Source organism: Pantoea rodasii, from assembly GCF_002095465.1.
Taxonomy (GTDB): Bacteria; Pseudomonadota; Gammaproteobacteria; order Enterobacterales; family Enterobacteriaceae; genus Pantoea; species Pantoea rodasii.
This window is the reverse complement of record NZ_MLFP01000036.1, coordinates 1-13,870: the sequence shown is the minus strand read 5'-3', so window position 1 is coordinate 13,870 and position 13,870 is coordinate 1. Positions and strand designations below refer to the sequence as shown.

At 60.9% G+C, this 13,870-nt stretch carries 10 protein-coding genes and 1 pseudogene; all 11 read right to left on the bottom strand.

Annotated elements, in window-relative coordinates; all coding sequences use genetic code 11:
• On the bottom strand, window positions 1–2,691 hold a 2,691-nt coding region (mobF, locus tag HA45_RS22630), incomplete at its 3' end, for a MobF family relaxase (RefSeq protein ID WP_128599067.1).
• Window positions 2,688–5,321, bottom strand: coding sequence for a type IV conjugative transfer system coupling protein TraD (gene traD, locus HA45_RS22625; RefSeq protein ID WP_100701707.1), 2,634 nt, complete (start codon window positions 5,319–5,321; stop codon window positions 2,688–2,690). The genes traD and mobF, both read right to left, overlap by 4 nt.
• A 99-nt stretch (window positions 5,322–5,420) precedes the next feature.
• On the bottom strand, window positions 5,421–5,780 hold the full coding sequence (locus tag HA45_RS22620) for a hypothetical protein (protein ID WP_100701706.1): 360 nt from the start codon (window positions 5,778–5,780) through the stop codon (window positions 5,421–5,423).
• 353 nt (window positions 5,781–6,133) lie between these two features.
• Window positions 6,134–6,433, bottom strand: a complete 300-nt coding sequence (locus HA45_RS22615; RefSeq protein ID WP_100701705.1) for a hypothetical protein — start codon at window positions 6,431–6,433, stop codon at window positions 6,134–6,136.
• 25 nt (window positions 6,434–6,458) lie between these two features.
• Window positions 6,459–7,190 (bottom strand): complement resistance protein TraT, encoded by a 732-nt coding sequence (gene traT, locus HA45_RS22610; protein WP_100701704.1) that lies wholly within the window; start codon window positions 7,188–7,190, stop codon window positions 6,459–6,461.
• Window positions 7,191–7,318: 128 nt separating this feature from the next.
• The gene (locus tag HA45_RS22605; protein WP_100701703.1) at window positions 7,319–7,888 is read right to left on the bottom strand and encodes a hypothetical protein; all 570 of its coding nucleotides are present in this window, start codon (window positions 7,886–7,888) and stop codon (window positions 7,319–7,321) included.
• 24 nt (window positions 7,889–7,912) lie between these two features.
• Window positions 7,913–11,116, bottom strand: a complete 3,204-nt coding sequence (traG, locus tag HA45_RS22600; RefSeq protein ID WP_100701702.1) for a conjugal transfer mating-pair stabilization protein TraG — start codon at window positions 11,114–11,116, stop codon at window positions 7,913–7,915.
• A pseudogene (gene traH, locus HA45_RS22595) lies at window positions 11,109–12,475 on the bottom strand (conjugal transfer pilus assembly protein TraH). The gene traG and the pseudogene traH overlap by 8 nt, the downstream one beginning before the upstream one ends.
• Before the next feature lie 65 nt (window positions 12,476–12,540).
• The gene (locus HA45_RS22590; protein ID WP_100701700.1) at window positions 12,541–13,056 is read right to left on the bottom strand and encodes an AAA family ATPase; all 516 of its coding nucleotides are present in this window, start codon (window positions 13,054–13,056) and stop codon (window positions 12,541–12,543) included.
• An 11-nt stretch (window positions 13,057–13,067) separates the two neighbouring features.
• Window positions 13,068–13,370, bottom strand: coding sequence for a hypothetical protein (locus HA45_RS22585; RefSeq protein ID WP_100701699.1), 303 nt, complete (start codon window positions 13,368–13,370; stop codon window positions 13,068–13,070).
• 32 nt (window positions 13,371–13,402) lie between these two features.
• On the bottom strand, window positions 13,403–13,870 hold a 468-nt coding region (locus HA45_RS22580; RefSeq protein ID WP_128599066.1), incomplete at its 5' end, for a thioredoxin domain-containing protein.

The window sequence follows — 13,870 nt, the reverse complement described above, 5'->3', positions numbered from 1 at the left end:
TTCCGCGCGGCTCAGCGCTTCGCCGGTGTAGATTTCGGCCTGGCTTCCGGACTGCGACAGCGCGTTCATCATGTTGGCGGACAGGTCACGGGCGCCAAGCGAGGCCAGAACCGTACCGGACTCCGCGTCCCGGCTGCCCGGCGCGCTGACGTAGTCGTGAGAGACGTACAGCGGCGCATCCGCGCTGAGACGAAGGGGGCGCTTCTGGCCTGCGCGCTGCACCGTGAGCACGTTGTTCTCCACCGCCGTGACCGTCAGGCGATCGCGCGCTTTCAGCCCCGCCTCTTTATCGGCCGCCAGCGCGAACAGCTGCTCGCCCTGCGCCACGCTCAGGGTTTCGCGGGTGAACAGGCGCCAGTCGCCGGTCAGGGACGCCATCTTCACCCGGCTCAGCACGCCGTCGCCGTCAATCAGGGACAGCATGCGCGTGTCCGCATGCACGCGATCGATGACGTAGTGGCGCGTGTCCTCCTTCTCCGTGCGGTCTTCCAGCACCATACCCGGGCGGTACGTGCCGGGAAGCCGGCGCGCTTTTGCCGTGGCAAACACCGGCGTGCGCGCCTCGATGTCCACCGTGTCGCGCCCGAGCTTGCCGGCGTTCTGCAGCGCATCGCGGATAACGCTGGTCAGCTGCTGCTGCTCGCGGACTCCCACCACCACGGCGGTGACCGGGGTTTCACCTCCGCTGAGTTCCGCATAGCGATCGGCCAGCACCTGATAGCGCTCGCGCTTATCCTGAATGCTCAGCACCTGTGCGGACATCTCCGGCGCCGGCGTGGTCAGCGTCAGGCGCTCCGCGCCCGCTGAGGCCAGTACGGAGAGGGCGTTTGCATTTGACTGCCGGCCGGCGCTGTCCAGAAACAGCAGCTGCGCGTTCTTCTCCCGCGCCTCGCCGGTCAGCACCAGCATCTCCTTGAGGCCGAGCTTTTCCGCCCCTTCGACGATGAGCGTGCTCTGCACCCCGAGGCTGAACGCGCTGTCCAGCACGCGGCTGCGCGACAGCAGGTCGTTCTTCAGCAGCGGGGATTTTCCCAGGCTCAGGGCGCGCTCCGCGGAGCTGGTCAGCACCTTCACGTCACGGCCCTGTTCTCGTGACATTGTCACCAGCTCCTCGGTGGTTTCGCGCAGCCGCTGCAGGGAAGCGGGCGCATTCAGGATAGCCACCGGCGCCCGGGCGGCTTTTTCCAGATGCGGCGCCGGCGTTTTAGAAAACACGCGCAGGTTCGCGACCTTATTTTCCTTCAGGATGTCGGCCGTCAGCGACTGCACGGAGAGCTCATCGAGCAGATGAATGTGCGAGGTAAACACACCTTTCTCCCCGTCCAGCGGCGTCAGCAGGTCTTCACCGATAGCTTGGTCGATGGCCCGGCGCAGCTCAGGCAGCGCCTGCTGCGTCTCCCCCGCCTCATGGGCGGTGAGCAGCAGATCTCCGTAGGTAAACCGGGTCCGGCTGTCGCTCAGCACCGAAATCGCGGTGCGCACCGCGTCCATGGCTTCCGTTAAGGCGGGTTCGGCTTCTCCCGGCGCGGGAAGCCGGGCTTCGCGGACCTTTGCCTCGCTGATGACGGCGCCGATATCAAAACCGACGTCGTCCATCTGGCGCTGCCAGCGCTCCTGCAGGCGCGCCCGGCCGTCGGCGGTTTCGGGCTTCACGATCGGCGCTTCGTTATCCTGCATTGCCGGCGAAGCGGACGATGCAGGCTCTGCGTTCAGTATCGCTTTATCCTGTACGGACGGCGCTGAGGTCCCTTCCCCTGCGGTCGCTGGCGCTTTCTCCGCTGCCGCTGCTGAGCGGTCCGGGACCGGTAGTTCCCTCGCCGGGGACGGCTCAGGCTGCGGGCGGACAGGCGCGGGCTCCTCCCCGACGTAGCGGCTGATATCCTGCTTGCGCTGGCGGGTATCGAGCGCCGCCACGTCGCGGCTTTTCAGCGAGGCGTCTTCTCCGACGCACGCGTGGATCTCCCGGTGACGCGAGGAAAACTCATCAAGCACCGCATCCGTAAAGCCTTTGATTTCCCACAGCTCGTGCCGGCCCCCCGTAGGCACCGTCTCGTAACCGATAGCCTCGGCCTTACCTTTGAGCACGTTACGATAGATTTTGCCGTAGCTTATCTGGTTACGGTAGGCCGTCTCAATAAAGCCGGCGCCGTGAATGGCGTCGGTGGCCAGCGCCTTCCACTTGCCGTCCAGCTCCGTGACGTTGGCCACCACCGCGTGGGTGTGGATCTGCGGGTCGAGGTTGCGCGAGGTGTCGTGCGTAAACAGCGCGGCGACCATCTTGCCGCTGGTGACGATGCGCGTCACGCCCTCTTTCGTATCGCGTGCGCTCACCATCTGCTCCATGATGGCCAGCGTCTCTTTTACCGCGTCGTGATGCGCCTCAAGCAGGCGTTTGTCCCCGCCGGCAAGAATGAGCATGGAGACGCTTTTGGGCGCCGAAAAGGTAAAGTCGTGGCCCGGGCGGTGCACCTGCGCGCCCTGCACCTCTTTACCGAGCGTCACGCCGTTCGGCAGGCTGCCGTGCAGAATGCCCGTGAACGTATCGAGGTCAACCGGCCCCTCAAGGCCCAGCTCCCGCGCGCCCTCGCCCAGCCACTTCGTGGGCATGTCATCCAGGAAGTAATAGTTATCTTTGCTGCTGTAATAGCCGGCAGCGTCGGCGGCGGAAGCCACCGGAGCAACGGTCATCATCGTTCATACCCTCCCGGGTCAAGGCTGTCACTCATCTCCTGGTACGCCTCGTAGTCGTCGCGGTGTCGCAGGATGTTCTTTTCGTCGTCGGCCATGCGCGCGTTGGCATCGCCGCGCTGTGCGGCGCGCTCGTCCTCGCGCTGCTGTTCGGTTTTCCGCGGGCTGATGTGCCGCACGGTAAGGCGGCCGCCGTCCTCTTTTTCTATCTGCATGTGCAGCTCCGGGGCTTCCCCCTGCGCCGCCCCCTCCTGCGGAGCGGCCTCTCCGGCGGCGCCTTCACCGCCTTCCGGTGCGCCGGCACGATGCTTACGGCGTGCCAGCATCTCGAGCGCGCTCGGACCGGCTGGTTTTGACTTCATGACGGGGCGTGTTGCGGGACGCATTGCAGCGACCGGCGGCACTTCAGCGGGGGAAGACGCCGTAACCTGCTCCGGCCGGGGAGCTGGCGTTTCGGCTGATGCACCAGAAGCGGACAGATTTGCCGGCGGTGGCTCTGCGGCCATCTTGTTCACCGGTGCCGGCACCAAGCGCAGCGGGGACGGACGCACGCTGGAGGCAGGCGGCGTCTCACTGACTGACTCTGATGCAGGCGGTACGGTAATGTCGGGTGCAGCGGTAGCGGGCACTGCAGGCTGGTCTGGGACCACGGACAGCCTCGCCTCTCGTACTGCAGCCGGTTCCGGTTTCATCGCGGGGGCGCCAGTTATTGCCGGCGCGGCAGACGATGAGGCAGATGCAGGTTCAACCGGTGCGGGCTCGGGGTTGCGGTCATCCTCCTCCATCAGCTCCTCTCCGGTCGGGAACGTAATGTCCGCCGCCCGGGCGCTGCGCTCGTTGCTCTCAATGATGCGCTCGAGCTCCGGGCTCAGCCGGTCGCGGAAGTCGCGATCCATCAGCGCAGGGTGATACTTCTTCTGTTTCCGGTACTTCAGGCTCAGCTTCACCACCGGATATTCGCCCGGCAGGCGCACATAAAAGCGCAGGTTGGGCATCTTCATAATCTGGTCGTAGTCCACGATGGGCTCGTTGACCTTGTCCTTACTGATGGAGATACCGTCGCGCACCTGGTCAAGGCCGTAGCTGTTCTGCTCGCGCGCCTCGCGCCGGCGCTGATGTCCCAGCTCCTCTTCCACCATTTTGGCCACCTCTGCGCTCGGCGAGCGACCGTAGGCACGGGTGTTGAGCAGGTCAAAGATGGCCTTGGCCATTTCGCGGCCGTAGATGTGCACCAGCTGCGGGATGTTCTGGATCCCCAGCACGAAGCAGCCGCCAAACTTGCGCGCTTCGGCCAGCGTTTCGTTGAACTCCGGTATCTTCTGCAGGCTGGCTATCTCATCGCCGATGAACCACACGCGGCGTTCGCTGTTTTCGCCCATGCTCTGCAGCAGCAGCGTGGCCAGCGACAGCCACATCGATATCAGGGGGCGCACCGCCTTGCGGTGGCGGGCCGTGGTGGAGATAAACAGCCAGCTGCTGTCGTACTGCGCATCGGTCATCCACTCGCGGATGCTGAACTCCGGCTTGCCTTCCTTATCCAGCCCCTGCAGGTAGCGCAGCGACTTGGCGTAGTTGGTCAGCACCGAGCGGATGGAGATGGCGGTTTTCTCGATTTTCTCCTCAACCAGGTTGGCCGACGGGGTGTTTTTCAGAAACTCGCGCAGGCTTTTCAGGTCGATGGAGAGGCAGGTCTTCAGAAACGTCTCTATGCTGCGATCGGGTCGTGAGGCAAACTGCATGGCCGTGTCGCTGAAGATGGTGCGCGATGAGGACACCCAGAACGGGTCGGAGTCGCCCTCGACCGGCATCAGCGCCGCCGTCATGTTCTCGTAGTCCACCACGTCCTGAGCCTCGCGCCACAGCACCCAGTTTTCACAGCGCTTGTCGTGCGCGTTCAGAATTTTGTCCACGCGCTCGTCGTAGTGCGTCTCGATAAAAGTGCCGCCGGAGTCGTAAACAATCGCGCGGTCGCCGCGCCGGCGGATGTAGTCCAGCAGCCAGCGGATGAGCGTGGACTTGCCCACGCCGATGGTGCCGTGGATCAGAAAGTTCATGACCTCGGCGTTCTTCACCATGTTCAGGCCGCCTATCTGCAGGTCGGACTTCTCGCCGGCCTTTTTCAGCAGCCGGTTGACCTCCTTCGGCTTATCGGTGAGCGTCATGCCGGAGATAAACTCGTCCTCGCTTTCCTTCTTACCGATACGGCCCACGTACCAGGCAATGAGGCACCAGATCAGGCTGGCGGTGATGCCGCACGCGGTCGCGATATAGCGCAGGTTCGCCAGAAACTGGCGGCCCATCTCCTGCATCCATGGGTTGGCCAGCAGCTGCGCCGGGGTGAGTTTAATGCTGCACAGCCGCGCGCCCGTTTCGCAGTGCCAGAGGATGTCCCACGTGGCTTCTGCCGCACGCTGGGACAGACTCAGCAGCGAATGCGTGGGCCACGCCGCCCAGTACCAGAAGCCGTTACGCAGCACGTCATCGGGCGTGGTCAGCCAGAACAGCGCGCCGGTGGCCACCACGAACAGCAACAGCATCCAGTGGAATATCCAGTTGCTGACCTGGGCAAACATGCGCAGCCGGTAGGCCGTCATCTGGCCACCCTGCGTCAGGTATTTAGGGGTAAAACTCATGGGGAACTCCGGATAGCACGCAGGCGCAGCCCGCCCGGAAGTCCGGGCAGGCTGTGGCAGAAGGAAACAGTGGCTGAGGGGCCGCTCAGGCCCCGGAGATTACTTCAGGGTGCCCGTTACCGCAGGGCGGCTCAGAAACTTACGGCGCTGCAGCCAGACGCCGGCCATCAGGGGAAGACCGCAGGTAAAGCACAGCAGGTTCCAGCAAACAATCGTGAGGGACGAGAGCACGCCGCCAGCTGTCAGGACCAGCAGTATCAGCAGCGCGGTGATGATGCCCGGAGGCACCATATCGTTCTGTACCATGCGGGAAGCGAGATCGAACGCAAACAGATGGCTTTCGGTCATGATGGTTTTGACGATATCAGTCCCGAACTGCCACAGCACGACCGCGCTCCAGGCAAAAAACAGGGTAAACCAGACAATAAGGGTGCGTGCCGCACCGGTGAACGTGAGCATGGGAATATCCTTCAGTGAGTTAAGAACAGGGGGGTTAAGTACAGCCGTTACATCGCGATCCCCGACGCGCTCCGGGCGCAGCAAACCGCACGCGGAGCGTGATAAAGAAAACGTCAGGGAAATCAGAGCCACGCTTCCGCTACCCCGTGCACCGGGGAGGAAGCTTAAAAAGGCGTCCCGTGAGGGAGGAGGGGGCAGCACCCATGGTGGTGATGGTGCTGCCCCCGATGTCCGGTGCCCGGGGGGCACAGACGGGGGTCGGCAGGCACCCCCGTTGTCAGGAGAGATTGTTATTTCCCCTTAAGGCGCCTGCCGCCGGTTTTAAGGCCGGTGAATAAGTAATACCAGGGAATTCAGCGTTCTGCAAGCTGCCATACGCGTCTGATAACGGCAATCAGCGCAGCGGCAATGGCTACCCCGCACGCGCTCATACTCAGCACGTACAGGAATACCCCTGCGAGGATAAACCGGCAGAAATCACCGGAACTTGCCGCCCGCGGCGCGGCGTCAAAATGCCTGAGCCCGTCGACAAAATGTCCCGGCAGCCAGCTGTCGGTGACGTTCACAAGCAGCACGGTAAATACGGCGCCCGCGAGCATGATGTTCAGGGCCCCGGGCAGCGAGGCTGCCAGCCGGACGATATCTCTGCGCATAAGGTCTCCAGGCATCACCGATCGGTTACATGATGCCGGCAACGGATTTCGCCAGCTGCGCTTCCAGCACCGGCTTCGCCTCTTCAAACTTCAGGTTGACCTTGTTGGCGTTTGAGACCACGCGGGTCTGGTACTTCATACGGTCGCCCGCTTCGCTGCTGGTCTGTACTTTCACACCCGAGGTGCCCTGACGCAGCGCCGCGACGTTATCCGTGGTCACGGTGGCCTTGCTGCGTTCGGAAATCTGCAGATCGGTCACCATCGTAAAGTTAACGTCCTCCACCATCGCATCCGCCGCCATACCGGCCAGTCCGGCTGCCAGTCCTACGCCGAGAATAGCGCCGCCTGAAGAGCTGTTGTAGGCGGTGATGCCGGCGCCCAGCGCGGCGCCGGTGGCAGCACCCTCATAGCCGGTCGACAGGAAGCCCTGCGCCTGGCGTAAATCCATCTTCTCGGCCTTTAAAACATTCGCCTGAATCCAGTAGTAAGCGGCATCCGGATTAGCCGTCACAGTGTAGCCTTTGGCGCGCAGGTCCTGCGCCAGCAGCGGCTCCAGGTCACTCATGTCCTTGTCGGAAGTGTTGCGCACCTGCAGGTACACGGTTTTCTGACTGGACGGCTCCAGCCAGACGGTCTGGCTCATCTGGGTTTTAACGTCGAGGTTGCGTTTTTTGATGGCGGTGCTCATGGCACCACAGCCGGAAAGCATCAGAGAGGCGGCAGCAATCGCTGCCACGAAGGCATGGCGGTATTTCATGGACATATCCTTGTTTGAAAGAAAAAACGGGACAGGCGCGCCCCGGGGCACGCTGTTTTAATCAGGGATTTTGAGAGAAACCCTCCCGTCAGAATGCCGGAAGGGGTATCGGCGGGAGCCGAAAGAACTTAAATCTTTTTAATCAGACTACTAATTTTTTCAAGCGCCAAACCAGCGCCAAGTCTGTTAATTTCAGCTCCAACAATCATATTTAATGCGAACAATAAGACAAACTCTAAGGCTGGAATAGCAAGCGATGCCCAAGATTTGAATAATGATAAAAACGCTGCAACAAACATTAATATCATAAAAATACTTACTGTTCGCTTAGCAATTTTTCGTAAATGACGAAGAATTATTGAAGCATGCCGAGTAGACTCAGGAACAGCCATATATAACATGAGATTGTTATAGGTCATGAGAGCAAAAAGTAGTCCAATTATCACCGTCGGAATTACTACGGCCCAACCATCACTAAAGAGATAAGAGTAATAACCTTGCAGTGAAGATTGGGAACCAAACAAACTCACATAGCCAATTACATCACCCACCAATGCTGCTACCAGAGAGATTACTGGAACTACAAAACTCAGTCTTAATAACTGCAATGATGAGGGGATCAGGCGATGACTTGAACTCAAACTATCCATAAGCATGGAAACGTCAGCATCAACCTTTGCCATAGTAAAATTAGTCATATTCCCTCACCTTAAACAGGATTGTTAAGAGGCTTTTTGCTGCGAAGACCTCAACTTTTCGAGCTTCTGCTTGAATTGCTCTGTTTCTGCATCATCAATTTTTGGCTTAGTCTGCCTTATATCCTCTTCAGTACGGCCTATTTGTTGACTTCTGACCGCCCCCTGATGCTCATCCTTGAGTATATCACTGGACGTCTGAACAGTGGTTTTATTTTCAGCGATTTTACCGTCGTTTTCCCTGACAGTTTCCATCAGGCCAGATCTTTGTGCTGCAACCTTGTTGGCCACATTAGTTTCAATGCCGGCGCCCGATGCCTTATCGCCCACGCGTTGTGAACCACTGCGGAAATCATCGCTCATAGCCTGCGACGGTGTGCCTGCCGGAACGGTGAGATTGCGCTCATTACGTGGAATGCTTGCTTCCGAAGCGCTTACTCTGGCTGATTTATCTGTCTCCGGTTGGCCGGCTGAATGCGTCACTGTACGTATGGCCCCTCCGCTGACAGGACCTTGTGACTCGCCGCCTTCTGCTACACGACTGCCTGACGGAATGCTGTGACTTACCAGGCCCGGAGCACCAGCTGGACTTTCCTGACGCTGCTCACGTACGCCGCCGTTGCTGACATTGCCGGTGTATTCACCTGTCGGAACGCTGGAACCTGCCCCGGGTGAACCGCCCGGCATCGGGCTGTTACCGCTCTGAAGTGTGCCCGGCGCGTCCAGGGAACGGGTTGGCTGCAGAGGCTGGCTGTTCACCTGGTCTGTACGCGCACCGTAGTTGCGCATAATTTCCGGCTCAAGCCGCTCGTGCATAAACTCGGTGGCTGCACCCTGCGCGCTTCGCACGTTGGTCAGGATGTTCTGCGCGTCGCTGCCATACTTTGCCGTGGTCCAGTCCACGAACTCCTGGTTGTAGTTGGCGTCCAGGCTCGCGCTCTGCGTCTGCGACAGCGTGGCCATACGGCTGAACTCCTGGCTGCGCGTGCTGCTTTCGGTGTACTGATGGTACTGGCTTTTCGCATCGTTGAGCGTCGCTGCAAACTGCTGCGCCTGCGAGTTAGACTGGTTGTCGGTGTGGCTGCCGGACTCGCTCAGACGGGTCGACGTCACCATATCCATGCCCTGACGGAAGTCGCGCGCCTCCTGGCTGCTCTGGTCATGACGGTTGTCACGTCCCTCTGCGTGGCTGTCCTGCGTACCGTGTGAGCTGCCTGACGTATGACGCCATCCGGTATTGAGGCTGCCTTCACCCCCGGCGCTGACCCCGGTGGCCCATTTACCCAATTTGCCCGCCAGCTGGTCGCCGGAGTCAAATTTGAGGTAGGCTTTGGCATCTGCACCGGCACTGCCCTGATTAGTGATATCCATCAGCTGGTTATACGCCTGCTGTTCAGAAACGTTGTGCGACTTCGCATAGCTTTCCACCGCCGACTGCATTTTGCTGACGCCACGGCTCACGCTCGTTGCCACGCTGCTGTCGCTGCCCTGCGTCACGCTGTCGCTGTTGCCGCTCTGCTGTGTCAGCTGGTTCATCTGCTGGAAGCCGCTGGTCACGCTGTGGTTATAGCCATCGAGCGAACTCTGGGCCTTCTGCTGCGCCTGACGTGCCTGCTCGGAGAATCCGCTGCTGGCAAGCGAGCTCAGCCGCATGCTCACCGGCAGGTTGGATATCGCCTGGCTGGTATCCACTACCGTATGGCCATCCGCCGTCTGTGTCATCATGGCATTATTGCCGGTCTGGATGCTCTGCGCCCCCGAACGGCGGGTCATGTTGGTGTCAAACTTGTTGGCGTTAACGTTATCCATCGACATGTTGTTGAACGACCAGTTGCCGTCGGCGGTTGTTGAAGCCTGCCCGCCGGTGGCAAACGCTGCCGAACTCATCACGCTGCCCACGGCCTGCGAAGCCACCGACGCCGCGCCTTTGGTCAGGAAGAACGCCAGCACCGGAATCGACATACTCAGATAGCCCGCGATGTTGGCCGCATCCGAGTGCTGCAGCGCCACCTGGTCCTGATTGGCCAGCACCAGCGGCGTCGCCCCGGTTTTGCTCTGCAGATAGAAGTTGGCCAGCGAGTTAAGAATGGCGAACATCACCGGCCACATCTGGAAGTAAATGAACCCGCCCGCGTACAGTTTCAGCGTTTTCAGCCCGAAGATATCGTGATTCACCAGCGCCAGTGCAATCACCAGCGGGAACAGCGCAATCAGGACCAGCATCATCAGGGACTGGAACATCGGCAGCGTGCGCGCGGCAATTACCCCGCCCGCGCCCCAGCTGATGCGCTGCTTGGTCAGGCTCGACTCGGTCGCGAGGTTCAGCAGGTTGGCGGTATCGGACGACCGGGCCGCAAAGCCTTTCCACCCGTCGCGGATGGCCGCGTTGGTGATGTTGTTACGCATGATCTGCGAGGCGCTGAGCCCGCCCGCGTAAAAGAAGTTGTAGCTCTCGTCCATCGCGTTGCCGAGCAGGGTGTCCCCGCTCACGCGGTTGCCGAATACGCGCGTGGCCAGCGCGTGCCAGGTGGTGCCCCCGATGCGCACGTCCGCCCCGATGAGGTTTTTGATCACCGCCGCTGCCTGCTGGCACGTGATGAACTGACGGCCGCTGCCGGTGTCCTGGTACAGGCCGCGCAGCGGGCTCGGGTTATTGGTAATCAGCGTCAGCGGATCGGTGCTGTTGAGCAGCTGCGACACGGTGTACTTATTGTTAAGCAGGATGTCGCCCACCACGCAGTTCTCGACGTAGTCGGTCAGCATCTGCGACAGCTGCGGGTTCTGCGAGCGGAAGTCCGTGGTCTGCGCCACGATCTGCGAGCCGAACAGCATGCCGGACTTCGTGTAGGTCAGCGAGTCCGGGCGCGAGAAGGTATATTCGTACAGCCTTGCTATTGCATAGCCCGTTGACGACGACAGGCCGGCAATGAAGGCGAGGCCCGCCGGCACGTTGTCCACCTCGTACACCGCCGCCGGGTCCGTGGCGTCCAGAATCTGCACGCTGCGCTTGGGCACGAGCAGCACCGACGTTATCACGAAGAAGATGGCCAGCCAGTGCAGAAACACCATCGGATTACGTGACTTGATAAAGCTGAACATCACGCCCAGAACGCCAAACAGCCCGACGATACGCTTCAGCGTGTCATACGTGTCGCTGCCGATGACGGTGACGACGCCGTTAAACACCTGCCGCCACATGTCACCGCCGTAAATGGTCCAGACCTCAGTCATTGCCGGTACCCCACTGATAGTTGCCCTGATAGGACGTTGAGATAATGGTCGACACCTGCTGCTGCAGGTACTGCATGTTGCGATCGATGCCGTCCAGCGCGTTCTGGTCGGCGGTCGACTGCAGCTTCATCTGCGCCAGCAGGGAGGTCGCGGCCTGCACGTTGTTGCGCAGCTCGCCGGCGGCCTGCTCCGGGAAATTTTTACCCGCCAGCGACTGACTCGCCTGCTTCACCAGCTCCTGCAGGTACTGGATCATCATGTCCTGCGCGATGAAGTCCGCGACCTGAATCAGGTAGGTCGGGCTCATGCCCATGCTGCGTGAGTTGGTCAAGTACTTGAGCACCGGCACCGAAGTGGTGTTGATAAAACCCTTTTCCCTGTCTGACAGGCCGGTGTCGGCGCTGAGCTTGCTGTCGATGGAAATCATGATGTTGCGGACCTGGGTGACCAGCGCCACGTCGCTGCTGACCGTGACGTCTGCGGGCATGGGCCCGAGGCACAGGTCCTGCTCGTCGCAGCTGTATATTTTTGCGGTACCGCCGCGCATCAGGACGTTGATGATGTCGCGGTTATCAACCAGCGGGGTCAGGATGGTGACCTGCCCGTCCTTGTTGAAGATGATGGAGCCCACCACGCTCATCACCAGCTCCTTCAGCTGCCGGTTGCCGTCAAACAGATGGTTGCGTCCCAGCGCGTCCCAGATGAGGTTTTTGTTTTTCAGTACCTGGTCCTTATCTTTATCAGAGGCGCGACTGGTGACACTGTCACCCTGCCCGCCCACCGTGCAGCCCTGGCGGGACGCGGCCCAGTCGGAGAAGATGTTGCTCTCGCCGGCGATGTCCTGGCAGATTTTCTGGTTGGACACCTGCGACACCGGCCAGAGGCCGCCGATAATGCCCTGTGCCGCCTGACAGGAGCTCATGTTCATGGAGTTCACGTCCGAGGCGAGCTTCTGCAGGAAGTCTTTGGCCTGCTTGAGCTCCGGCACCATGGTCTGAAGGGCAAGGTCGAAGGCATAGCCGGCGGCGTTGCTCATAATCTGCTTCACGAACCGCTGCAGCTCGGCGCCGTTGATAAAGGAAAACGCCCCGAGGTAGGCGTCGATGCCGCCGCAGCCGGCGTTCAGCGAGGGACCTGCATCGAGATAAGCTGCACCTGCTTGACGGGGTTACGCAGGTAAACCGAACCGCCGGTGATGTACCCCGCGGCCTGACCCTGCCACGCCTGCGCTTTCGAAACGTTGCCGTCAAAGCCGAGGCTGCCAAAGTAGCCGTTAAGGTCGCCCTGCACGTCGGCCAGCGCCGGGCTGCTGATGGCCATCGCCGTGGCGGCGGCCAGAAGGAACTGCCTGAGTTTCATGTGTCAGAACTCCGTAGCGGGCAGAGTTTGAGCTGCCCGCGCTGAATGAGATAAACAGCCTGCGGTTATTTCGCCTGATGCAACGTCACGGCATGGCGTTCGCGGCTGGCGTAACGAAACTCAGCGATCGTCGTGAAGGCGTCCGGGGAAACGTTCAGATCGTCATGCCGCTCCGGACTGCCCGGGACAAGGGATTCCTGTGAGAAGATAAACAGGCTGACGCCCTGCTCCCGGAGTTCGCGGAGCAGCGTGCTGAACGCGTGGCTGGCATGCTGCGGAAAAAAGCCATCGAGGATGAGGACCTTCTTTCTGCTGGCGGCCAGCCGCGCGATGATGTCTGCCTGCTCCGCTTTAAACGCCTCCGGCGACAGCAACTCATAGCTGAAAAAATCAGCCTTAAGCTGTGTGGCCACACAGCGTGCAACGGTCGTCTTGCCGGTGCCGGTCTCGCCCTGCACATAAACGTGCCCTTTCCGCTTGCGCCAGAGTCTGGCCAGCACGCTTATGTGTTCTTCCACGCTCAGCTGAAGCATTTTTTCCGTGGTCAGTGTGAAAACAGGGGTATGCATATTGTTTTCCATTTCAGTCCGTCTCAGTGGGGGTGCGTGTTGCCGGGGTGGTAAGGGCCGCGTTCAGCCATAAATCCGTGCTGGCGCAGCGTGATGCTGACCAGCGCGCCGCAGCCAAAGCCGCCGGCCAGGGCAAACAGAAACAGCAGCGGGTAAAGCTGCAGCCCGCTCAGCAGCAGCGCGTCGGTGCCGTAAGCGATGCCTGCGGGCAGGCCCGTCAGGTCGCAGGCAAGCCAGGCGTAAATCCCGGCCGCCGCCAGCATCGAGGCGCAGACGAGCAGAAGCGCCGTCTCGGTTCGCGAGAGCGTTAAAGGGTGTTCCGTCATGATTTTTTCCGTATGCGGCAGGGCCGCGTGCGTTACTGCGGGGTCAGCGAGGCGCTGCTCGGTACCGGCCCCAGCGTGTCGGGCGGCAGGTGGTCAATGTCCGCCTCGATCATCTGTGCGAGACGCTGGCTGAGGGTGCTCATGTCCGTATCGCCCTGATAGAGCGGGTAAGCCATATTGGTGTTGACGTTAACCATAAAGGTGGTCGGCGTGGCGATGGGCAGCCCGTTCCCGAAGAACGTCAGGATTTCGCCGGCGATAGGCTCGTTCGGCCCGGCCTTGCGCGGGATGAGCGCCACCGGGAAGGACGTGTCGCCGTAGCCGTCCAGCGTGTACGGATACACCTTCACGCCCGCTTCATCGGCCCACGCCCTGAGCTTCGGATCGAACTTCGCGCTGTACTGGCAGCCGCGCTGCATAAACACCACCACCGCATAGTCGTTGAGGTTCACGCGCCGGCCGTCGGTCAGCGTCATCAGGTTCGGCGGCTTGGCAGGGGC

What these genes read in the sequence shown, in the direction of transcription:
- HA45_RS22620 (WP_100701706.1), bottom strand. Translation starts at nt 5,780, where the DNA reads ATGCTCACGTTCACCGGTGCGGCACGCACCCTTATTGTCTGGTTTACC.
- traT (WP_100701704.1), bottom strand. Translation starts at nt 7,190, where the DNA reads ATGAAATACCGCCATGCCTTCGTGGCAGCGATTGCTGCCGCCTCTCTG.
- HA45_RS22605 (WP_100701703.1), bottom strand. Translation starts at nt 7,888, where the DNA reads ATGACTAATTTTACTATGGCAAAGGTTGATGCTGACGTTTCCATGCTT.
- traG (WP_100701702.1), bottom strand. Translation starts at nt 11,116, where the DNA reads ATGACTGAGGTCTGGACCATTTACGGCGGTGACATGTGGCGGCAGGTG.
- traD (WP_100701707.1), bottom strand. Translation starts at nt 5,321, where the DNA reads ATGAGTTTTACCCCTAAATACCTGACGCAGGGTGGCCAGATGACGGCC.
- HA45_RS22590 (WP_100701700.1), bottom strand. Translation starts at nt 13,056, where the DNA reads ATGGAAAACAATATGCATACCCCTGTTTTCACACTGACCACGGAAAAA.
- HA45_RS22615 (WP_100701705.1), bottom strand. Translation starts at nt 6,433, where the DNA reads ATGCGCAGAGATATCGTCCGGCTGGCAGCCTCGCTGCCCGGGGCCCTG.
- HA45_RS22585 (WP_100701699.1), bottom strand. Translation starts at nt 13,370, where the DNA reads ATGACGGAACACCCTTTAACGCTCTCGCGAACCGAGACGGCGCTTCTG.